This is a genomic window from Cupriavidus sp. U2 (assembly GCF_009663685.2).
Lineage (GTDB): Bacteria > Pseudomonadota > Gammaproteobacteria > Burkholderiales > Burkholderiaceae > Cupriavidus > Cupriavidus necator_C.
The window spans coordinates 41,532-67,473 of sequence record NZ_RCOG02000032.1 but is presented as its reverse complement, the minus strand read 5'-3'; the positions used below and the strand labels follow the sequence as shown (position 1 = coordinate 67,473).

25 protein-coding genes are annotated in these 25,942 nt (G+C 67.0%); 7 read left to right on the top strand and 18 right to left on the bottom strand.

All coding sequences use genetic code 11. From position 1 onward, the window contains the following. Positions 1-24 precede the first annotated feature (24 nt). Positions 25-453, top strand: a complete 429-nt coding sequence (locus D9X30_RS24620; protein WP_153947722.1) for a DUF1641 domain-containing protein — start codon at positions 25-27, stop codon at positions 451-453. 89 nt (positions 454-542) lie between these two features. On the opposite strand, the gene D9X30_RS24615 is transcribed toward D9X30_RS24620, so the two are convergent. Together D9X30_RS24615 and D9X30_RS24610 are read right to left on the bottom strand one after the other, a co-directional pair. Next, a complete protein-coding gene (locus tag D9X30_RS24615) occupies positions 543-1,847 on the bottom strand; it encodes a PQQ-dependent sugar dehydrogenase (RefSeq protein ID WP_153947839.1) in 1,305 nt (434 codons plus the stop codon). Between the two features lie 185 nt (positions 1,848-2,032). Beyond that, positions 2,033-2,518: a GFA family protein gene (locus D9X30_RS24610; RefSeq protein WP_153947838.1), complete on the bottom strand. Its 486-nt coding sequence runs from the start codon at positions 2,516-2,518 to the stop codon at positions 2,033-2,035. Between the two features lie 250 nt (positions 2,519-2,768). Between D9X30_RS24610 and D9X30_RS24605 the strand changes: the two genes are divergently transcribed. Further along, positions 2,769-3,116, top strand: a complete 348-nt coding sequence (locus tag D9X30_RS24605; protein ID WP_153947721.1) for a hypothetical protein — start codon at positions 2,769-2,771, stop codon at positions 3,114-3,116. 78 nt (positions 3,117-3,194) lie between these two features. Here D9X30_RS24605 and D9X30_RS24600 read toward each other — a convergent pair whose 3' ends face one another. From D9X30_RS24600 to D9X30_RS24580, 5 genes are read right to left on the bottom strand one after another with little or no spacing between them, the layout of a single operon-like run. Beyond that, positions 3,195-4,133 (bottom strand): LysR family transcriptional regulator, encoded by a 939-nt coding sequence (locus tag D9X30_RS24600; protein WP_153947720.1) that lies wholly within the window; start codon positions 4,131-4,133, stop codon positions 3,195-3,197. Positions 4,134-4,138: 5 nt separating this feature from the next. Further along, positions 4,139-5,041 (bottom strand): 2-hydroxy-3-oxopropionate reductase, encoded by a 903-nt coding sequence (locus tag D9X30_RS24595; RefSeq protein WP_153947719.1) that lies wholly within the window; start codon positions 5,039-5,041, stop codon positions 4,139-4,141. Positions 5,042-5,065: 24 nt separating this feature from the next. Next, a complete protein-coding gene (garL, locus tag D9X30_RS24590; RefSeq protein ID WP_153947718.1) occupies positions 5,066-5,857 on the bottom strand; it encodes a 2-dehydro-3-deoxyglucarate aldolase in 792 nt (263 codons plus the stop codon). 15 nt (positions 5,858-5,872) lie between these two features. Then, the gene (locus D9X30_RS24585; protein WP_153947717.1) at positions 5,873-6,967 is read right to left on the bottom strand and encodes a malate/lactate/ureidoglycolate dehydrogenase; all 1,095 of its coding nucleotides are present in this window, start codon (positions 6,965-6,967) and stop codon (positions 5,873-5,875) included. A 2-nt stretch (positions 6,968-6,969) separates the two neighbouring features. Further along, positions 6,970-7,965 (bottom strand): Bug family tripartite tricarboxylate transporter substrate binding protein, encoded by a 996-nt coding sequence (locus D9X30_RS24580; RefSeq protein ID WP_153947716.1) that lies wholly within the window; start codon positions 7,963-7,965, stop codon positions 6,970-6,972. Between the two features lie 300 nt (positions 7,966-8,265). Between D9X30_RS24580 and D9X30_RS24575 the strand changes: the two genes are divergently transcribed. Next, complete coding sequence (locus tag D9X30_RS24575) at positions 8,266-9,954, top strand: thiamine pyrophosphate-binding protein (protein WP_153947715.1); 1,689 nt, start codon at positions 8,266-8,268, stop codon at positions 9,952-9,954. A 105-nt stretch (positions 9,955-10,059) separates the two neighbouring features. Here the strand turns inward: D9X30_RS24575 and D9X30_RS24570 are convergent, their stop codons facing one another. After that, positions 10,060-10,383 carry a CppA family protein gene (locus D9X30_RS24570; protein WP_153947714.1) on the bottom strand — a complete coding sequence of 108 codons (324 nt, stop codon included), beginning with the start codon at positions 10,381-10,383 and terminating at the stop codon, positions 10,060-10,062. A 185-nt stretch (positions 10,384-10,568) separates the two neighbouring features. Between D9X30_RS24570 and D9X30_RS24565 the strand changes: the two genes are divergently transcribed. The 3 genes from D9X30_RS24565 to hglS all read left to right on the top strand — a co-directional run bounded on the left by D9X30_RS24565 (position 10,569) and on the right by hglS (position 13,919). Next, the gene (locus D9X30_RS24565) at positions 10,569-11,459 is read left to right on the top strand and encodes an RNA polymerase sigma-70 factor (protein WP_153947713.1); all 891 of its coding nucleotides are present in this window, start codon (positions 10,569-10,571) and stop codon (positions 11,457-11,459) included. A 45-nt stretch (positions 11,460-11,504) separates the two neighbouring features. Further along, positions 11,505-12,416: a LysR substrate-binding domain-containing protein gene (locus tag D9X30_RS24560; RefSeq protein ID WP_153947712.1), complete on the top strand. Its 912-nt coding sequence runs from the start codon at positions 11,505-11,507 to the stop codon at positions 12,414-12,416. 138 nt (positions 12,417-12,554) lie between these two features. Then, complete coding sequence (hglS, locus tag D9X30_RS24555) at positions 12,555-13,919, top strand: 2-oxoadipate dioxygenase/decarboxylase HglS (RefSeq protein WP_153947711.1); 1,365 nt, start codon at positions 12,555-12,557, stop codon at positions 13,917-13,919. 322 nt (positions 13,920-14,241) lie between these two features. On the opposite strand, the gene D9X30_RS24550 is transcribed toward hglS, so the two are convergent. The 7 genes from D9X30_RS24550 to D9X30_RS24520 form a co-directional block, all read right to left on the bottom strand. Then, positions 14,242-15,348: a porin gene (locus D9X30_RS24550; protein ID WP_153947710.1), complete on the bottom strand. Its 1,107-nt coding sequence runs from the start codon at positions 15,346-15,348 to the stop codon at positions 14,242-14,244. Positions 15,349-15,795: 447 nt separating this feature from the next. After that, positions 15,796-17,874, bottom strand: a complete 2,079-nt coding sequence (locus D9X30_RS24545) for an acetate--CoA ligase family protein (protein WP_153947709.1) — start codon at positions 17,872-17,874, stop codon at positions 15,796-15,798. A gap of 42 nt (positions 17,875-17,916) precedes the next feature. After that, positions 17,917-18,285: a Zn-ribbon domain-containing OB-fold protein gene (locus D9X30_RS24540; RefSeq protein ID WP_153947708.1), complete on the bottom strand. Its 369-nt coding sequence runs from the start codon at positions 18,283-18,285 to the stop codon at positions 17,917-17,919. Then, positions 18,282-19,451, bottom strand: coding sequence for a thiolase family protein (locus D9X30_RS24535; protein ID WP_153947707.1), 1,170 nt, complete (start codon positions 19,449-19,451; stop codon positions 18,282-18,284). The genes D9X30_RS24540 and D9X30_RS24535 overlap by 4 nt, the downstream gene beginning before the upstream one ends. After that, positions 19,448-20,671 (bottom strand): ABC transporter substrate-binding protein, encoded by a 1,224-nt coding sequence (locus D9X30_RS24530; protein ID WP_153947706.1) that lies wholly within the window; start codon positions 20,669-20,671, stop codon positions 19,448-19,450. The genes D9X30_RS24535 and D9X30_RS24530 overlap by 4 nt, the downstream gene beginning before the upstream one ends. Positions 20,672-20,752: 81 nt before the next feature. Further along, a complete protein-coding gene (locus tag D9X30_RS24525; RefSeq protein WP_153947705.1) occupies positions 20,753-21,811 on the bottom strand; it encodes a cyclase family protein in 1,059 nt (352 codons plus the stop codon). 3 nt (positions 21,812-21,814) lie between these two features. Then, a complete protein-coding gene (locus tag D9X30_RS24520) occupies positions 21,815-22,600 on the bottom strand; it encodes an IclR family transcriptional regulator (protein WP_249641080.1) in 786 nt (261 codons plus the stop codon). A 303-nt stretch (positions 22,601-22,903) separates the two neighbouring features. Here D9X30_RS24520 and D9X30_RS24515 point away from each other — a divergent pair, with 303 nt between their 5' ends. Beyond that, complete coding sequence (locus D9X30_RS24515) at positions 22,904-23,434, top strand: riboflavin biosynthesis protein RibA (protein WP_153947704.1); 531 nt, start codon at positions 22,904-22,906, stop codon at positions 23,432-23,434. 48 nt (positions 23,435-23,482) lie between these two features. Here D9X30_RS24515 and D9X30_RS24510 read toward each other — a convergent pair whose 3' ends face one another. From D9X30_RS24510 to D9X30_RS24500, 3 genes are all read right to left on the bottom strand, one after another. Further along, complete coding sequence (locus tag D9X30_RS24510) at positions 23,483-24,742, bottom strand: AI-2E family transporter (RefSeq protein WP_153947703.1); 1,260 nt, start codon at positions 24,740-24,742, stop codon at positions 23,483-23,485. Positions 24,743-24,992: 250 nt separating this feature from the next. After that, positions 24,993-25,145, bottom strand: coding sequence for a hypothetical protein (locus D9X30_RS24505; protein ID WP_194946509.1), 153 nt, complete (start codon positions 25,143-25,145; stop codon positions 24,993-24,995). A 212-nt stretch (positions 25,146-25,357) separates the two neighbouring features. After that, entirely contained in the window at positions 25,358-25,795 is a 438-nt protein-coding gene (locus tag D9X30_RS24500) for a hypothetical protein (RefSeq protein ID WP_153947702.1), read from the bottom strand. Positions 25,796-25,942: the final 147 nt, after the last annotated feature.

Here is a 25,942-nt window from a genome sequence, read left to right as displayed (position 1 = left end):
GATCCGATCCACTACGGAGTCCCCATGGCATCCATTCCCGAGGCTTCCGAGCCACGCCTTGCGCCGCACGTTGCCCACCATCTGGCCGACAGCCAGCCGGTTGACCCGGCGCCGGCGGCCTGGGCAGAACTGTCTCCAAGGCTGGCCCCGCTGCTGCTGGGCGGGCGGCTGGACAACCTGGTCGACATACTGGCGCTGATGGCCGACCTGGTCGATTTTCTCGATCCGGCGATGATCGAGAAAGTCAGCAGCGTGTTCGAGGAAGGCGTGGCGGCCCATGGCGCGTTAAGCGGCGCCCTGCGGCTGGCCGCTGCCCAGACCCGGCGGGACACCGAGCCGCCAGGTACGCGGGCCCTGTGGGCGCTGGCGCGCGATGCCGATACGCGGCGCGGTCTGGCGTTATTGCTACGGACGCTGCAGATCGTCGGACGCGCGCAGCGCCCGATGGCATGAGCGCGCAGGCGCCAAACGCGAGCAGCGTGGCTGGGGGCGACTTCGCGGCACAACTTCGCGCCATTACTTCGCGCCATTACTTCGCGCTATTACTTCGCGGCGCTCACGCGCCAGACGACGTTGCCCACGTCGTCGGCCACCAGCAGCCCGCCGGTCTTGTCGATCACGACGCCTACCGGGCGTCCCTGCGCCTTGCCGTCCCGATCCAGGAAGCCGGTCAGCACGTCGAACGGCGCGCCGCGCGGCTTGCCCTGGTCGAACGGAACGAAGATGACCTTGTAGCCCGACCGCGGCTTGCGGTTCCATGAGCCGTGCTGGCTCACGAACATGCCGTCGTGGAACTGGGGCGGCAAGCTGTTGCCCGATGCGCCGGTCATGCCCAGCGACGCCGTGTGCGCGCCCACCGCATAGTCGGGCACGATGGCCTTGGCCACCATGTCGGGGGCGGGCGGCTTCACGCGGTCGTCCACGTGCTGGCCGTAATAGCTATACGGCCATCCGTAGAAGCCGCCGTCGCGCACGGAGGTGATGTAGTCGGGCACCAGGTCACTGCCGATTTCGTCGCGCTCATTGACGGATGTCCAGAGCGCCTTGGTGGTCGGCTCCCAGACCATGCCGTTCGGGTTGCGCAAGCCGCTGGCGAAAATACGATGCTGGCCGGTCTGTCGATCGACTTCCCAGATGGCGGCGCGGCCGGCTTCCTTGTCGATGCCGTTCTCGCCCGCGTTGCTGTTCGATCCCACCGTGACATACAGCTTGCTGCCGTCGGGGCTGGCGATGATGTTCTTGGTCCAGTGGTGGTTGATCGAGCCAGCGGGCAGGTCCAGCAGTTTCTGGCCCGGCGCCGAGATGCTGGTCTGGCCCGGCGTGTACGGGAAGCGCAGCACGGCATCGGTATCGGCGACGTAGAAATCATTGCCGACCAGCACCATGCCGAACGGCGAGTGCAGGTTTTGAAGAAAAACCGATCTCTGGTCGGCCACGCCGTCGCCATTGGTGTCGCGCAGCAGCGTGATGCGGTTGGCGCTGGGTGTGCCGGCGCCGGCGCGCTCCTGCGTCTTCTTCATGATCCAGCCCCGGATGCCCTTGTGGTCGTCAGGCTTGGGCGGCGCGTTGGTTTCGGCCACCAGCACATCGCCGTTCGGCAGCACGTACAGCCAGCGCGGATGGTCCAGCTTGTCGGCATAGGCCGCCACCCGCATGCCGTCGGCCGCCACGGGCATCTTGCCGTCCTTCCAGCCCTCGGCGGGGGCGATATGGATAGTCGGAAGCACCGTCTTGTGCGGCGCCGGCAGTTGCGGGTTCGGACCGATGCCCGCCGTATCGGGTAACTTGGCCGATTCGCCGCAGCCGACCAGCAGCGTGACCGCCACGATCGCAAACAGCGATGCCATCGGATAAATCAGATACTGGCGATAGTCGCGCATGGCGGGCTCCCAGATGCCTTGTCTCATTCGAGCATAGCAGCGCACTTGCGCGATGTCTGTCAGCGCCGGTGCAAGACCCTGTCAGGAGCCGTCCGACCCGCTGGCGCGCCTGGGACAAGGCGTTCCGGGCCGCATCGGCGCCGGTCTGGCGTCTACTTCAGCAGGTCATGCCGCGCGTGCCATTCGCGCAACGATTCCTCGGGCCAGGTGCCCACATGGCGATGGCCCTTGCTGCGCGGCACATCGACCCACGGCGCGACGTAATCGAGACCGGCCTCCACCACATCGGGCGGCCGGGGCAGCGGCGTGTCGATGGCGCCCGCATACGGATGGACCAGGTCCGGCCAGCGCGGGTCCCACATCCACAGCGGGCTGCCGCACAGCTTGCAGAAGTGGCGGTACCCCTTGGACCGCACCGGCCGCTTGCCGGGCTCGCGGATCACGGCATGGAAATGCGCCACGTGCTGCTGCCCGGCCACGCGCAGCGTATGGGCATCGCCGCCCAGATTGATGCCATAGCCGCCGCTGCCGCCGGTCTTGCGGCAGATCGAGCAGTGGCAATGCAGGTAGGGGTAGGGCGAATCGGACTCAAGGCTGAACTGCACCGCGCCGCACTGGCACGATCCGTCGAGATGCATGGCAACTCCCCTGGAATCGATGTCGATGCGGTTCAGTGTGGCCCACGCGCTTGCCTCGATCAAGCGGAAAACCTCGCAAAAATCGTCAGAAACTGTGGCGTTGTCGGGCGTTGTCTGTCAGTGCGGGCGAGGTTTTGTAAGGAGATGTGTGAATGCGGCACACGGGGCACCGTGCGGCTTCTAAACTGGGCACGCGGTGGGAAACAACGCACCCGTCGTTTTCGATAACAACCACCTGAGAGGTCTCAACATGTCCAAGCAACGAACCATTCGCACCACCTCCCTGATTGGCGCCCTGGCAGCCGGCATGATCTCTGTCACCGCCTTTGCACAGACCACGCAGGCGCCGGCCGCCCCGGCCGACATCACGACCGCGGCCCCGCCGGTCACGACCCAGGTCCAGCCGCCGAAGGACCCGCTCGTGGAACGCCGCGAGGCCCGCAAGGCCGCCAATGACCAGTACAAGGCCGAGAAGAAGGCGGCCAAGGGCGAATACAAGCAGGATGTGAACGCGGCCAAGTCCGAGCGCAAGGACGCGAAGAAGGCCGCCGACGAGACGGCCAAGGCCGAACTGCAGAACGGTACGACGAAGCAGTAAGGCTGGATGTCCGCGATGTCTGTTTCCCCCTCTTCCATTCCTGGGAGAGGGGGAGCAAAACCACCGGACATCGGCGACCTACACCAGCCGCGCCCCCGGCCAGGCGCCCGACATCACGATATTGCGCACGGACTGCCGCACCGTCTGCATGATGTCCCACAACTCCGGCACCACCGGCCGGTTGCGCGCCGTGGCCATGGCCACCTGACGCGTCACCACCGGGTCCACCAGCCGCGCCGAATGCAGCCGGCCCTGGGCCACGCGATCGGCCACGGCCGCGAACGGCAGCAGCGTGGCGCCGCAGCCGTCTTCCACCAGCCGCATGGCCACCGTGTTCGAGGCATCGCACTCCATCGCCATGTTCAGCGAGGTGCCCACGCGCGCCGCCAGCGATTCGGCCAGCACGCGCAGCCCGTGCGACGTGCTGGGCAGGATCAGCGGCACTTCGCCCAGGCGCCGCGCCTGGAACGTGGGGCCGAGGTGGCTCCATGACGTGGGCGTGACCAGCGTCAGGTCTTCTTCCAGCAGCACGTCCACCTTGAGCGCACCCTGCTGTTCGGGCAGGTAGAGCAGGGCCACATCGATGTCGCCGGCCGCCAGCCACGCCAGCACCGGGTTGGCCAGACCTTCCACAAAGCGTATCTTCGTCGCCGGAAAGCGCGCCTTCAGCGCCGTGCCGATGGCCGCGAACGCGGTATTGGCGATGGTCGGCTGCGCCGCGATGACCAGCTGCGCGGGCCCCTGTGCGGTGGATGCCCGCACCGCCGCGCGCGCCTCGGCCAGCGTGGCGGCCACCTGTCGCGCGTAACCCAGCAGCGTGGTACCGGCCTCGGTCAGCACCACGCCCCGGCCGCTGCGATGAAACAGCCGGGTGTCGAGCGCGGCCTCCAGCCGCGCGATCTGCCGGCTGACCGTTGACTGGTCGGCGCCAAGTTCCAGCGCGGCACGCGAAATGCTCTGCGTGTTGGCCACGCAGACAAAGCACGCCAGATCGTCGGAATTCAGCGCGGCCGACATGGTTGTCATCCGGCCGATTTGGGCGTGTCGCCGATCGCGAACGACGACAGGTGCTCGATGGCCTTGACCAGCCCCGAGTGGTCCCAGCCCGCGCCGCCCTGGGCCACGCACACATTGAACAACTGCTGCGTCGATGCCGTATTCGGCATGCCCAGGCCCAGCTGCTTCGCCGTGGACAACGCCAGGTTCAGATCCTTCTGATGCAGTTCGATGCGGAAACCCGGATTGAACGTGCGCTTGATCATCCGTTCGCCGTGGACTTCAAGAATTTTCGAACTGGCGAAGCCGCCCATCAATGCCTGGCGCACGCGCGCCGGGTCGGCGCCGGCCTTGGCAGCCAGCACCAGCGCCTCGCTGACGGCCTCGATGGTCAGCGCCACGATCACCTGATTGGCCACCTTGGCCACCTGGCCGTCACCGACATTGCCCACCAGCGTGATGTTCTTGCCCATCAATTGCAGCAGCGGCAGCACCTTGTCGAAGACATCCTGCTTGCCACCGGCCATGATCGACAGCGTGGCTGCCTTGGCGCCCACTTCGCCGCCCGACACCGGCGCATCCACATAGTCGCAGCCGAGCTTTTCGACCCTGCCGGCGAACTCGCGCGTGTCGATCGGCGAGATCGAGCTCATGTCCACGACGATCTTGCCCTGGCTCAGCCCGGCGGCCACGCCGTCGTCACCGAACAGCACGCGCGCCACGTCAGGCGTATCGGGCAGCATCAGGAAGATGATGTCGGCCTGTCTGGCCACCTCGGTGGCGTTGGCGCACGGCTGCACGCCGCGGTCGAGCAGGTCCTGCGGCACGCCGCTGCGCGTGTGCGCGTAGACGGTATGGCCGCCCGCCTGCAGGTGTTCCGCCATGGGCTTGCCCATGACGCCCAATCCGATAAATCCGAGCTTGCTCATGATTCCTTCCTGTTCAAAATGGCTTCAGGACGCAAAGCGGTCGCGCAGCGCGCGGGCCGCATCGCGCAGCAATACGTGGTCGATGCCCACCGCCACGAAGTGCGCGCCCATATCCAGATAGCGCCGGGCGTCGGCTTCGACCGGTGTCAGCGTGCCGATGGCCTTGCCGGCCTGGTTGGCGGCATCGTAGATCTGTTTCACCGCCGCCTGGACATCGGGGTGGTTCGGATTGCCCAGATGCCCGTAGGCCGCGGCCAGGTCGTTCGGGCCGATGAAAATGCCGTCCACACCGGGTTCCGCACAGATCTCGGCGGCGGCTTCCACGCCCTTGCGGCTTTCGATCTGCACCAGCACGCAGATGTTGTCGTTGATGGTCTTGAAGAAGTCCGGCAGCGTGCCATAGCGGTTCTGCCGCTGGGCACCGGACACGCCCCGGATGCCGTCGGGCGGATACCGCGTGGCACGCACCGCGCGGCGGGCTTCCTCGGCCGATTCCACGAACGGAATGAGGAAGTTGTAGAAGCCGATATCGAGCAGGCGCTTGAGCATCACCGGATCGTTCCACGGCGGCCGTACAACGGGGGCGCTGACGCTGTCCTTGAGCGCCATCAACTGGGGCGCGAAAGTCAGCACGTCGTTGGGCGAATGCTCGCCATCGAGCAGCATCCAGTCAAAGCCGGCCAGGCCGACAATCTCGCTGGTCACTGGCTGGCCGAGCGAACTCCACAGGCCAATCAGCCGCTTGCGCGCCAGCACATCGGCCCGGAACCTGTTGGGCAGCGGGTGGATCTGGGGCAGGTGAGGGGTGTTGGACATCGTCGATCTCCTGGGTCAGTTGGCGGCCAGGGCGGAAAGCGGGCCCGGCGATTTGCCGCGGGCCTGCAGCACGCGGGCGGCGGCATCGTCAAGCTGGGCCAGCGTGCTGCGGTCCACGGGAATGTAGTCGGCGCGGGCGCGGCGCCAGGCGCGTTCGGGGTCGCCGGGCAGGCGGATGGCGTCGTTGCCCGGCTGCAGGCGCGACGCCTTCATCCATTCCACGAACGACTCCACCTCGTGGCCGAACGTGGTGCTGCTCCCAAGCCGTGCCGGATCGAAGATGATCGCCAGCATGTTGTTCCATACCGCGTGCTCGTGCGTGAGCGTTTCGGGGCGGATCGTATGGCCGCCGGTCACGGCGGCGCCCAGCAGTTCGCACATCACGGCCAGCACGTAGCCCTTGTGCTCGCCAAACGTGCGCAGCGCGCCCTGGGGCGTGCCGGGGTGCGGGAACATTACGGCGGGGTCGTCGGTGGGGTGGCCCTGCGGGTCCATCAGGCAGCCGGGCGGCACCGGCACGCCCTTGTTGTGGGCCACGCGCACCTTGCCCAGCGCGATGGCGCTGGTGGCGAAGTCCAGCACCAGCGGCGGCTGGCCGGCCACCGGCACGCCAATCGTGAACGGATTGGTACCAAAGCGCGGATCGTAGCCGCCATGCGGCGCCACGATCGGCTTGGATAGCACATTGACGAAGTGGATCGAGATCATGCCGGCCGCCGTGGCCTGCTCGGCCCAGTGGCCCACACGGCCCAGATGGTGCGACCGGCGCAGGCCCAGCACGCACACGCCATGTTCCTTCGCGCGTTCGATGCCCAGGCCCATGGCCTGTTCGGTCACGGCCTGGCCCATGCCACGGTTGCCGTCCAGGCTCAGGATGCCGCCCGATTCATGCACCACGCTGACCTGCTGGTTCAGCTGGAGCTGGTCGGCCTGCCACGACATCACGTACTTGGGAATCATGCCCACGCCATGCGAATCGTGGCCGGACAGGTTGGCGCCTACCAGATGATCGGCGGTCAGCCGGGCCTCGCGGGCGTCGGAGCCCGCCGCCAGCCAGAGCTCTGCCACCCATTGGTGTAGGCCGGCTGTCGGGATACGGTGATCACTCATGCTTACTCCAGGTGAATATTGGCCACCTTGATCAGGTTTGCCCATTTGGCGACTTCGCTCTTCTGGAAGTTGCCCAGTTCGGTGGGGCCGGCGCCCGACGGCTCCACGCCCATCGACGCCAGCCTGGCGCGCACGTCCGGCTGGCGGATGATCTTGCCGATCTCGGTCGACAGCTTGTCGACGATGGACCGGGGCGTGCCGGCCGGCGCGAAGATGGCCTGCCACGACACGATCTCGTAGCCGTTCAGCCCCGACTCCGCCATGGTCGGCACGTCGGGAAGCTCGGCCGCGCGCTTGGCGCCGGTAGTGGCCAGCGCGCGGAACTTGCCCGACTGGATCATCGGCATGGCGGCCACGCTGTTCTCGAACACCAGGTCCACCTGGTTGCCCAGCAGCGCCTGCACCGCCTGGCTGCTGCCCTTGTAAGGCACATGGGTCATGCGCAGTCCGGCCATGTTGGCAAACAGTTCGGCAGCCAGGTGCTGCGACGTGCCATTGCCCGACGAACCGAAATTGACCGTACCCGGCTTGGCCTTGGCGGCGGCGATCACGTCCTGGACGCTCTTCCACGGGCTGCTGGCATTGACCACCAGCACGTTCGGCAACGTGCCGATCAGCGCGATGGGCTGGAAGTTCTTGACCGGGTCATACGGCATCTTCGGGTACAGGCTCACGTTGATGGCGTGCGAGCTGATCGTGCCGCCCAGCAGCGTGTAGCCGTCGGCGGGGGCCTTGGCCACGTAGTCGGAACCGATATTGCCGCCCGCGCCGGCGCGGTTTTCCACCACCACCGATTGCCCCAGCACCTGCGACAGCCGCTGGCCGATCAGCCGGCCCAGCAGGTCGGTGGTGCCCCCGGCGGCAAACGGCACCACGTAGGTGATGGGCTTGCTGGGGTAGTGATCGGCACCCTGCGCGCCGGCCTGCGTGGCGACCGCCATGCATCCGGTACAAAGCACGGCCAGCATCGGCCGCATCAGGCGATGGGGAAAATTCATATCATGTCTCCTGTAGCGCGAACGTTCGTGTGCGGCAGTCCCGGTCCGGGCTGCCGTTCTGCCTGACGGTTTCCGCAGCGGAAACGTTGGTCAGGCGGGGCGTCTTGTGCTGCGCCTCGTCCGCAAATCTACACGGGCGGGGGTGGTGGCGACTTGCAGAATTTGCATAACAGAAATGCACGATAGGCCGCGCAGCCGCGCACGTCAAACGGAACAATTGCAGACATTGCGATCCTGCCGCCGATCTCCGCGCCGATCTCCAGGCCGATCTTTCACGTCGATAACGCGACCACACCCGACATGACCTCCAACGCCTCCCAGACGGCCCGCACCGGCGGCCGCGTCCTTGTAGACCAGCTGCGCCTCCATGGCACCGAACGCATTTTCTGCGTGCCGGGCGAGAGCTTTCTCGACGTGCTGGACGCGCTGCACGACCAGCCGGCCATCGACCTCGTGGTCTGCAAGCACGAAGGCGCCGCCGCCAACATGGCCGAGGCCGACGGCAAGCTGACAGGGCGTCCCGGCATCTGCTTCGTGACGCGCGGCCCCGGTGCCACGCATGGCAGCATCGGCGTGCATATCGCCCAGCAGGACTCCACGCCGATGATCCTGTTCGTCGGCCAGATCGCCCGTGAGCACAAGGGGCGCGAGGCATTCCAGGAGGTGGACTACGCTGCCGTGTTCGGGTCGATGTGCAAGTGGGCGGCAGAGATCGACGATCCGGCACGCATCCCGGAGATGGTGGCGCGCGCGTTCCAGGTGGCCACGTCGGGCCGCCCGGGCCCGGTGGTGCTGGCGCTGCCCGAGGACGTGCTCGATGGTCTGGTGGAAGTGGCCGACGCCGCGCCGTACCGCGCCGTGGCCGCCGCACCGCGCCCCGAGGATGCCCAGGCGCTGGCGGCCGCGCTGGCCGCTGCCCAGCGTCCGCTGGTGATTGCCGGCGGCGCCAATTGGACCGGCCAGACCGTGCGCGACTTCGCCGCGTTCGTCAACGCCTGGGATCTGCCCGTGGCCTGCGCCTTCCGCCGCCAGGACGTGATCGACAACCGCGACCCGCACTACGTGGGCCACCTGAGCCTGGGCGTCAGCCCCAAACTGGCCGAACGCGTGAAGGCGGCCGACCTGATCGTGGCCTTCGGCACGCGGCTTGGCGATATCGCCACCGATAGCTATTCGCTGCTGGAAGTCCCGCAGCCGAAGCAGAAGCTCGTGCATATCCATGCCGACAGCTTCGAGCTGGGCCGCGTGTACCAGGCCACGCTGCCGATCCACGCCGGCGTCGAGCCGGGCGCCGCCATGCTGGCATCGCTGGCCGCGCCCGCTTCGGTGGCCTGGAAGGACTGGACAGCGGGCGCCCGCGCCGACCACGAGGCGTTTGTCACGCCGCCGAAGCCTCACGCCGAAATGACCGGCGTGGACATGGGCGCCGCCATGGCGCACCTGAACCGGGTGCTGCCCGAGGACGCCATGCTGTCCAACGGCGCTGGCAACTACACGGTCTGGCTGCACCGCTTCTATGCCTACAAGCGTCCGCGTACCCAACTGGCCCCGACGTGCGGCGCGATGGGCTACGGCCTGCCTGCCGCCATTGCCGCCAAGCTGCGCTTTCCGGAAAAAACCGTGGTGTGCTTTGCCGGCGACGGCTGCTATCTGATGTATCCGCAGGAAATCGCCACGGCCGCCGCCCACGGCGTGAACCTGATCGTGATCGTGGTGAACAACCGCATGTACGGCACGATCCGGATGCACCAGGAGCGCCGCTATCCGGGCCGCCAGAGCGGCACGCGCATCGTCAATCCCGATTTTGTGCAGATGGCCAAGGCGTGCGGTGCCTGGGCCGAGCGCGTGGAGCGAACCGAGGACTTCGCCGCCGCCTTCGAACGGGCGCAGCAGGCCGGCAAGCCGGCCGTGCTGGAACTGGTGACCGATCCGCTGCAGATCACGCCGGCGATGCGCGTGACCGAGCTGCCGCAAGGAGCAGAGCGGTGAAACGGTCGGTAAAAGTGATCTGAAAGCGGGGTCTGCCAGTGGTTTAGTCCGAATTATAGGATTTCAATAATTCGGACTAAACCTAGCGCGGCGTCTGAAGGGTGCCTAGAACAGCGAACCCTGCGGCCGGGACTCATGCCCGGTTTCGCGCCGGGCGGGCGGGGCGGCCGGCTTGGCCAGGATCTGGCGGATCTGCGCCAGATAACGTTCACCCACCGCCCGGTGGGTCTTGCGGGCCTCATCGGCAAAGCTGCGGCGCGACGGCGGCCGGATGTTCAGCAGGCGGCAAATCGTTGAGAGATAAGGCTTTTTTCCGTCCGCGGCGGTGCGGCGCGCGGCCGACACCAAGGCTGCGTCGCCAATCCGTCCGCGTAGCCAGACCAGTACCTGGCGGTCATATTCATTCTGCACACGGATCAGGTGTTCCATTTCAGGGCTCCGAAGGTTCCGACACTGTTCAATCCATCTCACGACGTCCGGTACTGTCTATCCATACAGTACACTGTAAATATATACAGTAGTTCGGAAATTTCAAGGGCGCAGTCAGACACGAAGCGAGACGGCGAGGGGGCGCCAATGCCACAATGGCAGCCCACCGCGAGGACACTTGTGCCATGGCCGCGCCAGCCCCCGATCCCAGCCAGACCTTTGACCAGATTCGCCCCCGCCTGCAGGGCATTGCGTACCGCATGCTGGGCGCCGTGGCCGAGGCCGAGGATGTCGTGCAGGACGCCTGGCTGCGCTGGCACGGCACCGATCGCGCCGCCATCGACAACCCCGAGGCGTGGCTGGTATCGGTGACCACGCGGCTGGCCATCGATCATCTGCGCGCGGCCAAGCTGCAGCGCGAGCACTACGCCGGTATCTGGCTGCCTGAGCCGCTGATGTCCGAAGACGCCGACACGCCCGAAGCCCTCTACGAGCGCGCCGACGACGTGTCGGTGGCGTTCCTGTTCCTGCTGGAACGCCTGACGCCCGAAGCACGCGCAGCGTTTCTGCTGCGTGAGGTGTTCGACGCCGACTACAGCCAGGTGGCAGAGGTCATCGGCAAGAGCGAGGCGGCCTGCCGCCAGCTGGTGAGCCGCGCCAAGACCCAGTTGCGCGATGCCCGACCGCAACCACCCGTACGCAAGGACGCGCACCTGAACCTGGTGCGGCGCTTTGCCCAGGCGCTGGAGCAGGGCACGTTCGACGCGATCCGGGACCTGCTGGCCGACGAAGCCACGCTGATTGGCGATGGCGGCGGCAAGGTGCCGAGCTTTCCGAAGCCGCTGGTCGGCGGCGGCAAGATCGCGCAGGTGTTCTTCGCGGCGCAGCGGCGCGGCCTGGCGGTGCATGTGCAAATGGTGGTGCTCAACGGCCAGTGGGCGCTGCTCCGCTTTGTCGATGGCCAGCTCGAATCGGCCCAGAGCATCGAGACCGATGGCGAGCGCATTGTCAGCATCCACGCGCAACGCAACCCCGACAAACTCAAGCGCATCCTGTCCGCCATCGCGCGCCCCTGAATCCGTATACGCCCTGTTTTTTGCTCATCGCCAGCCCCCTGAACCATGCGCCTGCCCAGCCTGATCGCACTCCAGATGCTTGAGTGCGCTGCCCGACTGGGCAGCTTCACGCGCGCCGCGGCCGAACTGAACGTCACCGAAAGCGCGATTTCCCGGCAGATCCAGGCCATGGAGGAACGGCTAGGCGTGCGTTTCTTCGAACGGGTGCGCCAGCGCGTGGTGCTGACGCCCGACGGCGACCGCTATGTGCGCGACATCCGCGCCGAACTGAAGGCCATCGAGCGCGCCACCAAGGATCTGGCGTCGCGCGCTGGCGGCATGGAGGTGCTGGAACTCGCCGTCGTGCCCACTTTCGCCACGCAATGGCTGATTCCGCGCCTGGCCGCCTTCCGGGCCGAGCATCCACGGATCGTCGTCAATATCCACGCGCGGCCAGAGCCGTTCCACTTTGCCGATTCGCTGTTCGATGCGGCCATCTATTTTGGCAACGACGCCTGGGACGGGCATCCGTCGGCCACGCTGCTGGAAGAGGGGCCGTCGATCCCGGTGTGCAGCCCGCGACTGCTGCAGGGCGCGGCCCTGCGCCAACGCGAAGACCTGCTGAACCTGCCGCTGCTGCATCTGGCCAGCCGCCCCGATGCATGGCCTGACTGGTTCGGCGGCGACGACGAGTCGATCCGGCGCCGCGCGCGCCTGGGGCCGCGCTACGACCTGTTCACGATGGTCACGGGCGCCGCGATCTGCGGGCTCGGCATCGCCGTTTTGCCAGAAATGATGGTGCGCACGGAGATTGAAAGCGGCCAGCTGGCGGCGCTGCCGTTCGCCGGGGCGCCGGCGTCGGGTCGGCATGGCGCCTATTTCCTGACCTACCGGCAGGCCAGACCCGGCGACGGCACGGATCGGGACAAGGCGACGCTGTTTGCCGACTGGCTGATGCGCCAGTGCGAGGCCGCCTGAAATCCGATCACCCATTCGGCTGGGCATCAAGTTAATGCGTAAAGCGCATCAAGTTGCCCGGAAATATCACTTGCCGGCCGCAAGCCGCCCGACCACACTTGGCGGCTCTTTTGTCATCCCGTCGTCCCCCGGAATAACATGTCTGCCGCTTTCACGTCCCCCAGCCAGATCCGCGCCCAGTTCTCGCGCGCCATGTCCGATATGTACCGTGCCGAGGTGCCGCAGTACGGCACGCTGATGGCGCTGGTAGCCGATGTCAATGCCGAAGTGCTGGCCCGCGTCGGTGCCGTGGCCGCCGGTGCGGCCGGCCAGGAATCGCGCATCGAGGTGGAGCGCCACGGTGCCATCCGCGTCGGGACACCTGAGGAATTGGCCACGATCCGTCGCCTGTTCGCCGTGATGGGCATGTACCCGGTGGGTTACTACGATCTGTCCGTGGCCGGCGTGCCGGTCCACTCCACGGCGTTCCGGCCGAAGGACACCGCCGGCCTGGCCGAGAACCCGTTCCGCGTATTTACTTCGCTACTGCGCCTGGACCTGATCCAGGACGCCGCGCTGCGCGACGCCGCCGCAGCAGTGCTGGCCACGCGGTCGATCTTCACGCCGGGCTGCCTGGCGCTGATCGAGCGCGCCGAGCAGCAGGGCGGCCTGGCTGCCGACGACGCCGCCCGCTTCGTGGCCGAGGCGCTGGAGACATTCCGCTGGCACGGCAAGTCCACCGTCGAAGCCGACCTGTACTGGAAGCTGCGCAAGACCCATCCGCTGATCGCGGACATCGTCTGCTTCCCCGGCCCGCATATCAACCACCTGACCCCGCGCACGCTGGACATCGATATCGTCCAGACGCAGATGCCGGCACGCGGCATCAGCCCGAAGGCCGTGGTGGAAGGCCCGCCGACGCGCCGCTGCCCGATCCTGCTGCGCCAGACCAGTTTCCTGGCCCTTAGCGAGCCGGTCACCTTCCGCGATGGCGGCGAAGCCGGCACCCATACGGCGCGCTTTGGCGAGATCGAGCAACGCGGCGTGGCGCTGACCGCCAAGGGCCGCAAGCTCTACGACGAACTGCTGAACGAAGTGCGCAAGGTCATCACCCCGGCTGGCGACGGTTCGAACGCCGACGCCTATCGCAAGACGCTGGGCGACATCTTCCAGGCGTTCCCGGACGACCATCCGTCGCTGCGCCAGCAGGGCCTGGCGTATTACCGCTACGCGGTGGGCAATGCGGCGGCCGATGGTGGCGATGTGGAAGCACTGATTGCCACCGGCGCGCTGGTGGCCGAGCCGATCACCTACGAAGACTTCCTGCCGGTCAGCGCCGCCGGCATCTTCCAGTCGAACCTGGGCGACGAGAACCGCGACGACCTGCAGGCATCGCCCAACCGCGCGGCATTCGAGCAGGCGCTGGGGGCGACGGTCAGCGATGAACTGGCGCTGTACGCCGCAGAGCAACAGGCGTCGCTGGACGCGGCGCTGAAGACGCTCGGGCTGGCCGCAAGCGTTTAATGCACCCTCGGTTTGCTCCCCTCTCCCATGAAATGGGAGAGGGGCTGGGGGAGAGGGCGGGCAGTTCGATCTACGAGCCGTCGCAATTTGAACCGCAATGCCGTCTCCCCCGACCCCTCTCCCGCCTGCGGGAGAGGGGAGCAAACCAGACCGCCAGCCGCCACAAAAGAAAGAGGCCCGCCAGGCAGTTGCCTGTGCGGGCCCATAGAAAGACGAAGGGAAAGTCTTCGCCGTGGAGTCTGGACGCTTGACGCGATCCGATGACGATCAATCTTTGGTCAGACGTGGATCGGACGTGGATCGGACGTGGATCAGACGTGGATCAGAAACGGTGCCGCACGCCGATGATGGCGCCGAACTGGCTCTGGCCGGCCCGCACCTGCTCGCTGGTGGCGGTCAGCGTGGTGGCGCTGCCGTTCAGCGACGGGCCAAAGCCGGACAGGCCCATCGACGAACCGTTCCGGTTCTGCGCGTAGGCGGTGATCGCGTAGAGGTCGGTGCGCTTGGACAGCGCATAGGTACCCGACAGCACGAAGCTGTACGGATCGCCGTTGCTGTTGCGCACGTCGGTGTAGTAGGCGGCGCCGGTCACGGCGATGGCCGGGGTCACCTGGTAGGTGGCGCCGACCCAGTACAGGTTGGTGCGCAGCGAGCTGCTGGCGAAGTCGCCGTAGTACCAGCGATAGCCGGCAAATGCACGGCCACGGCCAAAGTTGTAGCTGGCACCGATGGTGGCGCGGCGCTCGCGGTTGTCGTCGGTGGCGACGGTGCTGCCACGCACTTCGTCATAGACCACGCGCGCCGACACCGGACCGGCATCGTAGCCGCCGGCCACCGACCAGTTGCGGCCGGCCTTGTAGTCGCCCGGCACTTCGCCGCCGGCGCTGCTGTCGTAGCCGGTGCTGTAGAACAGGCCGTAGTAGAACGCGCCGGTCTGCCCGGTGAACTTCAGCGAATTGTCCGCACGGCCCGACATCCACTTGTCGTGCATCAGCACCGAGTAGCGCGTGGCGACGGCCATCGGGTCATAGGCCAGCGAGAAGTCGTACAGCACCGTCTGGTGACGACCCAGCGACAGCGTGCCGTACTGATTCTGCAGACCCACGAAGGCCTGCCGGCCAAACAGGCGGCCGCCCTGGTTCAGGCTGCCGGTATCCAGATCAAAACCACTCTCCAGCGTGAAGACCGCCTTCAGGCCACCGCCCAGGTCTTCGGCGCCACGCAGGCCCCAACGCGACGTCGACAGGTTGCCGGCCGACATCCGCACCACATTGTTGCTGCCGCCGGTGGCGGTGTTCGGGGCGTGGGTCAGGAACTCCACGCCGGCATCCACCACGCCATACAGCGTGATGCTCGATTGTGCCTGCGCCGTGGCGGGCAGGGCAGGCAGGACGGCCATGGCGGCCAGGCAGGCGAGACGGGTCTTCATGCTTCGTTATCCTTGTAGTGAGACGCGCGCACGCGCGCCTCCGTAAGGGCTCAGGCGCGATGCGGCGCCTGAAATGTAACGATTAGCGACAAAGCAAAGAAGATCGAATCGTCTGACAGTTTGTCTTGAGATGTGAACAATCGGGGGGGACTCATGCCGGCAGCGACGCGGCCAGGGAAGTCCAGGTGGAACCGGGCACAAAGTGCCGCCGCAACCGGATGATCGCTAAAGATTGGCCACCCGCCACATATATCCAGTGCAACAACGGCGTAGAGGGCTGGATAAACGACTATGTTGGCTTCGAAGCGCCAGGGATGCCTTTGACGTTATGGGATTTCCGTGGTGGGTTGGATCAACGAACCCGGGTACTTGTCACCGATGGTGCTTGGCGACGCCCTGTAGTGACGCCCCGTGATCGCCACACCCCGTAGCCATCCATGCCGATGGCTACGCCACCTCCATCAACCCATCTACCACCAGCGCCCCCTCCGCCCCCAGCATGACCGGGTTCAGATCCACGGAGCGGATCTGGCCGCGCGCCTGGTGCACGAGGTTGCCGACCCTGCTGGCCACGTCGCACAGGGCGGCGACATCGAGGGCGGCCTCGCCGCGTACGCCGTCGAGCAGTGGGGCCATGCGCAGGCTGCGCATCGCGCGTTCGATGGCGGCTGGGCTGGCGGGGGCCAGTAGCACCGCCGTGTCGCGCACCACTTCCACGTACTTGCCGCCGTCGCCCACCAGCAGCACTGCGCCGAAGATCGGGTCCCAGTGGGCGCCGACCATGCATTCGCGCTGGCCGCGCGACATGCGCGCGACGATCACGCCTTCGCATGGGGCGTGCATGGCGTCGAGTGTCTGCGTTTGCTTGTGGAAGGCGTCGACAATTGCGTTGCGGCTGTTGCAGTTCAGGGCCACCAGGCCGTGTTCGCTCTTGTGCGGCACGGCCGGGGAACTGGCCTTGACCGCGACCGGCGCGCCAATCCGCTGCCACGCCGCCACGGCTTCGTCGGCGCTCTGGCACAGGTAGTGCTCGACCACCGGCACGCCGGCTTCGGCCAGCCGGGCCAGGCTGGCGGCCTCGCTGAGCGTGCGGGAAGGCGTGGCGATGTTGGACGGAACGATCGGCGGCATGACGGGCTCGCCCGCCACGTCGCGCAGCAGCTGCTGGTGCGCGGTCAGCTGATGGAAGGCGGCCAGCGCGTCGGCGGCATGCACGAACGTTGGCACGTTGGCGGCGCGGAATTGGCTGACCACCGTGTCCTGCCACGCTGCCACGGCGATCGGCTTGCCCGCCTGGTCGGCAAACCGGGCGGCATCGCGGGCAAATCGGGGGACGTCGTAGCCCATGCCGGCCACCGGAATGTCGAGCAGGACCAGATCGGCGGAGGGGTCGGCGCCGACCACCGGCAGGACGTCGCCAAACAGGCCGCTGTTGGTCAGCAGTGCGGCAGTGACATCCACCGGATTGGCCGTGGCCGCAAAGCCGGGCAGTCGGTCGGCCAGCGCGGATTGCGTGGCCGCGGACAGCGGCGCCATGGAGATGCCGAGGGTATCGGCGGTATCGGCGGCCATCACGCAGCTGGCGCCCGAGTTGCTGACGACGACCAGCCGGCGGCCAGCGGGCTGCCAACCGCGCAGGTAGAGCGGGGCGCAGCGTGCCAGCGCGTGGGCGTCTTCGACGCGCCAGATGCCATGGCGGGCCAGAAAGGCATCGACGGCGCGGTCTTCGTTGGCCATGGCGCCGGTGTGCGATGCGGCGGCGCGGGCGCCCGCCTGCGAGCGGCCCGATTTGACGGCCACCACGGGGATGCCACGCGCGCGGGCCACGGCAGCGGCTTCGGCCAGCGTCTGCGGGTCGGTCAGCGTTTCCAGATACAACAGCAGCAGGCGCACATCGGGGTCCTGCGCGACGCCCAGCGCGATTTCGCTGACCGTCACATCGGCCTGGTTGCCGGTGGCATGCACATGCCGTACGCCGATCCCCTGGTTGCGCAACAGGCCGTAGACCAGCGCCGCCGTGCCGCCGCTCTGGCTGACCACTGCCACCGGGCCATCCTGCGGCGGAATCTCGATAAACATTGTCGAAAAACTGGCGATCGTGCCATTGCCAAAGTTGGCCAGCCCCTGGCTGTTGGGGCCGACGATGCGCAGCCGGCCGTCCCGCGCGATGCGTACCATCTCGTTCTGCTGGCGCCTGCCTGCCTCGCCTGCCTCACCGAAGCCCGACGCGATCACGATGGCGGCGCCCACGCCCAGCCGCGCGCAGTCGGCCACTGCCTGCACGGCCGCGTCACCGGCGACCACGATCACCGCCAGTTCGGGCGCCTCGGGGAGCGCATCGAGCGACGGGTACGCGCGCAGCCCCTGCAGCGATGCACGCTGCGGGTTGACCGGATAGATGGCGCCGGTATAGCCCATGGTCTGCATGTAATGGATCGGGCGGCCGCCAATCTTGTGGATGTTGTCGGACGCGCCAACGATGGCGACCGAACGGGGCGAGAGCAGGGCGGAGAGGGCGGAGGACATTGTTTTGAGGTCTGCCGATGGCTGTTCTGATGGCTGTTCAGATCAAATCCGGGAAAAACGCAGCAGCGGCTGCCCGGCGTGGTGGAACACCCCGGCGCGCACCCGGTCGCCGATGGCGATGCCCGGGTCGGCGTGGCCCATCACGCGCGGGCCTTCATCGAGGGTCGCCAGCACCAGCCTGTAAGGCACCAGCGCCTGGAAGGCTTCGGTGGGCGCCCGGAACACCTCGGTCACCGCGTAGACGGTGGCCTGGCCGTTGCCATCGCGCCAGGCCAGTTGCCGGCTGCCGCAGGTGCGGCAGGCATGGCGCTGCAGCGGCTGCCAGGCGCCGCAGATCTCGCAGGTCTGGTAGCGCACCACGCCAGCGGCCAGGCCTTCGGTGTAGGGGGATTGGGATGGCGGTTCGCTCATGCGGTCTCCAGGATCAGGCTCACATGCGACGACAGTACGCCGCCATCGGCATGAAACAAGGCGCGCTTCCGAGGCTGCGGCAATTGCCGGGCGCCGGCCCGGCCGGCCAGCTGGCGCGCCGCTTCGGCAAGGTGCATCAATCCGCCCGCCACGCCCGAATGGCCAAACGCCAGCAGTCCGCCATGCGTGTTGAGCGGCAACGCGCCATCGGCGTCGAAATCGCCGGCACGCAGCCGGGCGACGGCCTGGCCGCGCGGGGCGATGCCGATCTCCTCCAGCAGCATGACCAGCGTGATCGTGAACGAGTCGTAGATCGCCAGATAGTCGATATCGGCCAGCGCGCAGCCGGCTTCGGCCAAGGCGCGCCCGGCGGCATCGGATGCGCCGCTGCGCATCACGTCGTCGAGCGCGCCAAGGTGCTGGTGCCGATGCGCCTGGCCGGCCCCTGCGATGCGTACTGGCGTGCCGGTGCCCGGTTCGGCCGATACCACCAGTGCCACGGCGCCGTCCGAGATCGGGCAGCAGTCCGACAGCCGCAGCGGCGACGCGATCGGCCGTGCCTGGCGGGCGGCCTGCAGCGACAACGGATCGCGCAGGTGCGCGTCGGGGTGCGCGGCGGCATGGCGCCGCATCAGCACCGCGAAGTCAGACAGTGCATCGGCATCCAGGCCCACCTCGTGCAGGTAGCGCGAAGCCAGCAGCGCGTAGTAGGCCGGCACCGACGCGCCGTTCGGCACTTCGATCTCGGGCTCGCCCACCTGCGCCAGCGTCTGTACCGACTGATCGCGGCTCTGGCCGCTGAGGCGGTTCTCGCCGGCCACCACCAGCACGTTGCGGCAACGGCCAGCGCGCACCAGATCATGCGCGAGCATCGCCATCAGCCCGCCCGTGGCGCCGCCGCCGGCCATGCCATGGGCATAGGCCGGCTGCAGCGACGCGAATTCGCAGAAACGGTCGGCCAGCATCAGGTGCGGCAGCGTGGTGGCGTAGCCGCACAGCACGCCGTCCACCTCGGCGCGCGCCAGCCGCGCGGCATCCAGCGCGGCATCGGCGGCCTGTGCCATCAGCGTCAGCGGGGAGCTGCCGGGCAGGCGCCCGAAGCGGGTGTTGCCCGCCCCGCGCACGTAGCCCGGTATCGCCAAGGCAGCGGTCACCGCAGCGGTCATTTCCTGAGCAGCGGGCACTGCGACCTGGCTACCGGCATGAACGCCTGGTCGCCGGGCACCGTGGCCAGCAGCTTGTAGTAGTCCCACGGGTACTTCGATTCTTCGGGCTTCTTGACCTCGAACAGGTACATGTCGTGGATCATGCGGCCGTCCTCGCGGATGCGGCCGTTTTTGGCGAAAAAGTCCTGGATTGGCAGCGCCTTCATCTGCTTCATCACGGCGGCGGTCTCGTCGGTACCGGCCGCCTGCACGGCCTTCAGGTAGTGCGTGACTGACGAATAGACGCCGGCCTGGCTCATGTTCGGCATCTTCCTGACCTTGTCGAAGTACTTGCGTGACCAGGCCCGCGTGGCGTCGTTCATGTCCCAGTAGAACGCCTCGGTCAGCACCAGCCCCTGCGCCGTCTTCAGGCCGATGGCGTGGATATCGTTGATATAGAGCAGCAGGCCGGCCATCTTCTGGGTGCCGTTCTTCGTCAGCCCGAATTCCGACGCGGCCTTGATGGCATTGACGGTGTCGCCGCCCGCGTTGGCCAGGCCCACCACCTGCGCCTTGCTGGCCTGGGCCTGCAGCAGGTACGAGGCAAAGTCGCTGGTGTTGATCGGATGCCGGGCCGCGCCCAGCACCTGGCCACCGGCCTCTTGCACCACCGTCGTGGCCGATTGCTGCAGCGTGTGGCCGAACGCGTAGTCGGCCGTCAGGAAGAACCAGGTCTTGCCGCCGCGCTGGACCATCGCGCGGGCCGTGGTGTTGGCCAGCGCGTAGGTGTCATAGGCATAGTGGACAGAAACCGGCGTGCAGAGATCATTGGTAATGCGCTCGGTGCCCGGGCCAGAGAACACCACGATCCTGTTCTTCTGCCGGGCCACGTCCAGCACGGCCAGCGCCGGCGCCGACGCGGCCACGTCCAGGATGGCATCGACCTTGTCCTGGTCGAACCATTCGCGCGCCTTGTTGGCGGCGATGTCGGCCTTGTTCTGGTGATCCACCACCACCAGCTCCACCTTCTTGCCTAGCACCTTGCCGCCGTAGTCGTCGATGGCCATCTGGGCCGCCGTGGCGCTGCCCCGGCCCGTGACATCGGCATAGAGCCCGCTCATGTCCAGCAGCAGGCCGATCTTCACGACATCGTCGGAAATGCCGGCCTTGGGCTGGGCGTGGGCGGCTAGCGATGCCACGGCCAGCGCAGCGGCAGCGATCAGTTTCAAGGTTGATGTCATAGTCTCCTCCGTCTTGTTATGTCATCTGTTTTCTCCCCTCTCCCGCAATGTGGGAGAGGGGAGCCTGGTATCCGCCCCGTGCTATACGGTTGCGATCGGCGTGGTCGGCGACCCGACGGCCCCGGGCAGCCGCAGCGGCGGCGCGGTCAGCATGAAGCGGGTACGCCGATGGGCCCGCAGCCAGTCGGCCAGTTCGCGCAGGTACCAGAGTTCGCCCAGCGGCAGCCCCAGCTTGAACAGGCAGTGGTGGTGCAGCGGCAGCAGCGGATGGGCGCTGGTGTCGTCGGGCGGGGGCAACGCCGGGAAGCGTTCGACGGCGTAGTTGTCGGCGATCAGGGCGGCAATGCCAGCGTCGGTAATCCAGTTCAGCAGCCGGTTGTCGCGGCCGTTCAGGGCGGCGCAGCTGTGGTGCAGCACGGCTTCGTCGGGATTGCGCTGCATCGACAGCACCACCTCGGCAAAGCCGGTGCGCAACAGCAGCATGTCGCCGCGCTCCACTTCCACGCGGTGGGCCTCCATGGCGCGCATCAGGTCGTCATAGCCGACATTGCGGAAGTCCGTGCCGAAGACATCGGCCAGGTCCACCAGCACGCCGCGGCCCTGCATGCCCTTGACGGCGAAGTTCTCGATGCCGAGCGCGTCGGCGTGGCTGCCGTGGCCGTGGCCGCAGTCGTGCGCCTCGAAGTGGTCATCCTCGGCGTAGTCCACCGGGCCCACGATATCGGCGTTGGCGCGGTAGCCGTTGTAGTAGACGCGTTCGGGCCGGCCGTCGCCGTCGGCATCGAACAGCGCGCCCACGTGCGCCAGCGAATCCCATTGCGTCGAATACTGCAGGCACAGCAGCACCTGGTCGTCGCTGATCACGTCGGTGGCGGCCGGGTTGACCTTGGCCAGCGGGAAATTCAGGTACGGGATGTCGTCGCGGAAGGTGGGCCGTAGCTGCGGCGGATGCCGGCGGGGGTTGAGCTTGTTGCCGCCGGGATAGTCCAGCGGCATCGACAGGCAGAAGCTGATGCCGGCCTGGATCTCGCGGGCGCCCTTGACCACCTGTTCCGGGCCGATCAGGTTGACGCGGCCCAGTTGATCGTCGGGCCCGAAATCGCCCCAGTTTGAGCCTTCTGGACGTTGCTTCCAGCGCATGCTTCAAGCCTCCTTCGGTTGTGCCTGTGGTTGGCGGGTGGGATGGCGCCAGGTGGCGGCGATGGCGTCGGCCTCGCGGCGCAGCGCGCGGGCCAGTGCGGCCTCGCGTTCGGTAATGCGTTCGTTGAGGGCGGCAATGCTGATGGCCCCCAGCGGATAGCCGTCCGGGCCGGGCAGGGCGATGCCGATGCCGCCCATGCGCTCGACCACGACATCCAGCAGCACGGCATAGCCGCGCGCGCGCGTGGTTTCCACGTGGCGGCGCAGCATGTCGGCATCGATCCGGGGATAGCGCTTCAGCGATGGGGCGATGCACGCCAGCACCGCGTCGATCTCGTCGTCGGGCAGCGCGGCCAGCAGCGCCAGGCTGCCCGCCCCCACGCCGAGCGGGCGGCGGCTGCCGACATCGAGGTAATTGGCGCGGATCGGGAATGTGCCCAGGCGCAAATCCAGGCACACGGATTCCCAGCCGCCAGGCACCGAGAGAATCGCCGAATCTTCAAATGTATGGGCCAGCCGGATCAGGGCGGGGCGCGCCAGCGGCCGCATGTCGAGCCGGCGCTGTGCGGCCGCCTGCAGGGTCAGCCATTCGCGTCCCGGCGAAAACGCCTTGGTGGCCGGGTCGCGCTCGACCATGCCTTCGGCCATCAGCGTGTCGAGCAGCCGCAGGGCCGACGCCTTGTCGACCTGCGCGGCGGCAGCCAGGTCGGTCAGCCGGGCATTGCGGTTGTCCGACAGCGCGCGCAGCAGCCGGCAGGCCTTCTGCAGCGATGTGCTCTGGACGGTCACGTATGCGTCTCCTCCGGTTCAGGTTTTGTGTCATGAAACCTCGGTGCGCGCGACAGCCGTTGATTTATAGGCGACGGAAGCGGGCGCGTCATTCTGCGATGCACCAAATTTTGCCTGCCGAAACTCTGACATCGGCCCGTTTTCGGCGTCGTCCTACAGACCCGTGCGGCCGCATGCCGACGTGGCGAAAGCGGCGCGAACGCTACGATGGAACGGGGAACACAGAAGAAACATGAGAAATCTGGAAGGGAGGGCCATCCAGGAAGCGTCCGGTCGATGCGTCCGGCACAAAGGAGCCCAGACATGACAGGCAATCTGATCTCAGGCGAGGCGGCCAATACCCGAATCGCCGCACTCTACGACACCGAGGCCGACGCCACGCAGGCGGTCGATCTGGTCTGCAACACCGCTGGACTGAGCGCCAAACAGGTCAAGCTGGTCCATCCGCACGAAGCGCACTTTGGCCGCAAGCTCGAGCCCGACGAACACGGGATGGCGCGCACGGCCGTCCGGTCGCACCTGACGCTGGGCGCCTGCGGGCTGATCCTCGGCCTGCTGGTGGTGGCCGTGCTGTATCTGCAGCAGGTCGCGTGGGTCACGCAGAATCCGTGGCCATCGGCGGCCGCAGGGGCGTTTATCGGTGCCATGCTGGGCATGATGGGCGGCGGCCTGATCACGGCCCGGCCCGATCATCAGGCGGTGATCACCCCGGTGCGCGAGGCGGTGAAGCACGGTCGCTGGGCGGTGCTGGTAAATCCCGAGTCGCCGCAGCAATGCGACGATGCCATGCGCACGCTGCGCGGCACCCATGCCGAAGTGATGCGGTCGGTATGACGTCAGCGGCCGGCGGGCGGCCCCTTATGCGCCCAGGCGCCTCGTCGCTTACTCGCCAAGAAATTCGGCAATGACTTCGAGGCCCTCGACGTGATCGGCCACCACCTTGGCGATGACCGCCAGCGGTATCGCCAGCAGCATGCCCCAGGTGCCCCAGAGCCACGTGAACAGCAGTAGCGACACAAAGACGGCGACCGGATTCATGCGCGCCATCCGGCCTGTCATCCACGTGGTCATGCCGTTGCCGATCAGCGTGGCGATCACCATCGATCCGCCTGCCGCCGCAGCCGCCACGGCCAGTGTGCCCGATTGCATGAACCCGGCCACGCCCAGACACACAGCCACCACCAGCGAACCGAAGTAGGGCACCAGGTGCAGGACGGCCGCCACCAGCGCCCAGGTGCCGGCATTGTCGATCGACAGATACTTCAGCAGCAGATAAATGCAGAAGCCCAGCGAGGCGTTGGTGACCAGCAGCATGATCATGTACCGCTGCACCTGCCGGTTGATCTCGTCCAGCATATGCACGTTGATCTTCTTCTGGCTCAATGTCTTGCCGGCCATCTTGATGAACTTGCGCTTGAACATGTCGCCCGTCAGCAGCAGGAACCACGTCAGGAACAGCACCACCACCGACTGGGCCATCAGCGCAAAGGCACTGACCCAGCCCGCCCACACCATGTTGCTGAAGTTGTCGGCGGTGCGCTCCACCACCACCGGGGCGCCCTTGGGGGCGGGAAGCTGCCCGGTGCCGCTGAGGATGGTGGCGGCGCGGCGCACCTTCTGCACCACGGAGTCGTCGCCGCTCATCAGCGCCCCCACCGAACGCGACAGCTTGCTGGCGATCTCCGGCAGGCGATCGACGATCGACGACACCTGCCCCTGCAGCAGATAGGCACAGCTCAACGCCAGCGCCATCAGGCTCAGCAGCACCAGCGTGGCGCCGATGGCGCGAGGAATGTGACGGCGCTGAAGCAGGTCCACGAGCGGATCGAGCAGATAGGCAAGGATGATGGCCAGCACCACCGGGACGATGAACGCGGTGGCGACATGCAGCGCGTACAGCGACGCCAGCGTGGCCAGGACGATCAGCGCCGAACTGGCGCGCCCAAGTGACTGGGTCCAGCCCGGGGGGGTGTAATCGGAAGTGGTGACGGGTGCCGCCGCGGCACCCGGCATCGGCCCCGTCAGGGCGGCGTCCGGCATGGCACTAACCGTGTCGCCGGCAGGATCGGCGTCAGGGGTCAGCGCGCTGGCCTCTGGCGGCCGCGCGGACCGCAGGGCGGGAGAAGGCGGAACGGTCGACATGGCGGCACGATATGGAGGTCATTATTCCCGGAGGATAGCCTCGGGCCGCATCGCGGGGTGTCGGCGCGCGGCGGGTCGCGGTGTAGGACGGATACACGTAACGGTTGCAGCACCGGGGCGGAGGCACTCGGGCGCGGTACCGTGGCCCCAAAACAAAACGCCAGTCTTGTGGACCGGCGTTTCGGGGAAAGCAATGATTCGATGGGATTGCCCCGGGGGATTGCTTGCGTGGGCTTGCGTCTGTGTTTGCCTAGCGCGGTGAATCGTCGCGGGGGCCGGAAGAGGCATCCAGGAACGGTTGCTGCTTGAGCAGGGGATCGTTCTTGACCATCCAGCGGACACCGAAAGCCAGTGCAACGATGCAGGCCAGCATATACGCAACGATCGCAGTGAGAGTCAGCATGTTTCTGTCACAGGAGTAGGTTGCGACCGCAGTTGCCACGTCGGTGATCCAGGACGATGCTGGACAGCGCGTGGCGGGCCGGATGGGAACGGATTGTATGTGACAGCAGACGTGATTCCGGACCCATTTCGCCTGAAATTTTCTGTATGCCGATCTAAGCGCAACTAATATCGGCACGTTTTACTATGTCCGAACATCGGACCGATGACGCGTCAGAAATAGCACCCCATGCTGTACTGCTCGGTGCGCAGTGCCTGGGCGGCGTGGCGATAGCGGTCCGCGTAGCTCCAGTATTCGGTGTGCTGCATGGCGCGTTCGGCGGCGCGCGCCTGGTACTCCAGTGCCCGGCACTGGTTCCAGAACGCGTTCTGGCTGCGCCAATCGGCGTCGTCCTCGCGCGCGTCCCAGTTCTGGATCTGCGCGGACATGCGGGCGCGGTTCTGCAGGTAGGCCTGTTCGTCCTGGCGGATCTTGGCCGTCTTGGTGACGGTGGTCACGTTGCCGCGCATCGAGCTGGTGACGTTCTGGTAGCCCGCCGGACATGACCCGTTCGTGTAGAGCGTGTCACGCGGGCTCTCGCACTTGGTCACGGCCTGCGCCGCTCCCGAGGCGGCCAGGGACAGCAGGAAGGCGCATAGGAGTCTGGACATGGCGCGGCTCGCGGCGGGTTTCGATCCGACCACTGTAGGCAGTGCGTGGCAGACCCACCAAGGCCGTCAAGGTATCCAGATATTTCACAAGGGGTCGATGGCGTGGCGGAGTGTGCTGCGCTGAGGGTGCGCAGCGGCAAGCTGGAA

Bases quoted from the DNA above. Each gene is read 5' to 3' on its own strand.
- D9X30_RS24505 (WP_194946509.1), bottom strand. From the start codon at position 25,145: ATGCTGACTCTCACTGCGATCGTTGCGTATATGCTGGCCTGCATCGTT.
- D9X30_RS24530 (WP_153947706.1), bottom strand. From the start codon at position 20,671: ATGACATCAACCTTGAAACTGATCGCTGCCGCTGCGCTGGCCGTGGCA.
- D9X30_RS24615 (WP_153947839.1), bottom strand. From the start codon at position 1,847: ATGGCATCGCTGTTTGCGATCGTGGCGGTCACGCTGCTGGTCGGCTGC.
- D9X30_RS24605 (WP_153947721.1), top strand. From the start codon at position 2,769: ATGTCCAAGCAACGAACCATTCGCACCACCTCCCTGATTGGCGCCCTG.
- D9X30_RS24570 (WP_153947714.1), bottom strand. From the start codon at position 10,383: ATGGAACACCTGATCCGTGTGCAGAATGAATATGACCGCCAGGTACTG.
- hglS (WP_153947711.1), top strand. From the start codon at position 12,555: ATGTCTGCCGCTTTCACGTCCCCCAGCCAGATCCGCGCCCAGTTCTCG.
- D9X30_RS24560 (WP_153947712.1), top strand. From the start codon at position 11,505: ATGCGCCTGCCCAGCCTGATCGCACTCCAGATGCTTGAGTGCGCTGCC.
- D9X30_RS24540 (WP_153947708.1), bottom strand. From the start codon at position 18,285: ATGAGCGAACCGCCATCCCAATCCCCCTACACCGAAGGCCTGGCCGCT.
- D9X30_RS24535 (WP_153947707.1), bottom strand. From the start codon at position 19,451: ATGACCGCTGCGGTGACCGCTGCCTTGGCGATACCGGGCTACGTGCGC.
- D9X30_RS24610 (WP_153947838.1), bottom strand. From the start codon at position 2,518: ATGCATCTCGACGGATCGTGCCAGTGCGGCGCGGTGCAGTTCAGCCTT.
- D9X30_RS24515 (WP_153947704.1), top strand. From the start codon at position 22,904: ATGACAGGCAATCTGATCTCAGGCGAGGCGGCCAATACCCGAATCGCC.
- D9X30_RS24500 (WP_153947702.1), bottom strand. From the start codon at position 25,795: ATGTCCAGACTCCTATGCGCCTTCCTGCTGTCCCTGGCCGCCTCGGGA.
- D9X30_RS24525 (WP_153947705.1), bottom strand. From the start codon at position 21,811: ATGCGCTGGAAGCAACGTCCAGAAGGCTCAAACTGGGGCGATTTCGGG.
- D9X30_RS24550 (WP_153947710.1), bottom strand. From the start codon at position 15,348: ATGAAGACCCGTCTCGCCTGCCTGGCCGCCATGGCCGTCCTGCCTGCC.
- garL (WP_153947718.1), bottom strand. From the start codon at position 5,857: ATGTCCAACACCCCTCACCTGCCCCAGATCCACCCGCTGCCCAACAGG.
- D9X30_RS24565 (WP_153947713.1), top strand. From the start codon at position 10,569: ATGGCCGCGCCAGCCCCCGATCCCAGCCAGACCTTTGACCAGATTCGC.
- D9X30_RS24595 (WP_153947719.1), bottom strand. From the start codon at position 5,041: ATGAGCAAGCTCGGATTTATCGGATTGGGCGTCATGGGCAAGCCCATG.
- D9X30_RS24585 (WP_153947717.1), bottom strand. From the start codon at position 6,967: ATGAGTGATCACCGTATCCCGACAGCCGGCCTACACCAATGGGTGGCA.
- D9X30_RS24545 (WP_153947709.1), bottom strand. From the start codon at position 17,874: ATGTCCTCCGCCCTCTCCGCCCTGCTCTCGCCCCGTTCGGTCGCCATC.
- D9X30_RS24575 (WP_153947715.1), top strand. From the start codon at position 8,266: ATGACCTCCAACGCCTCCCAGACGGCCCGCACCGGCGGCCGCGTCCTT.
- D9X30_RS24600 (WP_153947720.1), bottom strand. From the start codon at position 4,133: ATGTCGGCCGCGCTGAATTCCGACGATCTGGCGTGCTTTGTCTGCGTG.
- D9X30_RS24620 (WP_153947722.1), top strand. From the start codon at position 25: ATGGCATCCATTCCCGAGGCTTCCGAGCCACGCCTTGCGCCGCACGTT.
- D9X30_RS24580 (WP_153947716.1), bottom strand. From the start codon at position 7,965: ATGAATTTTCCCCATCGCCTGATGCGGCCGATGCTGGCCGTGCTTTGT.
- D9X30_RS24510 (WP_153947703.1), bottom strand. From the start codon at position 24,742: ATGTCGACCGTTCCGCCTTCTCCCGCCCTGCGGTCCGCGCGGCCGCCA.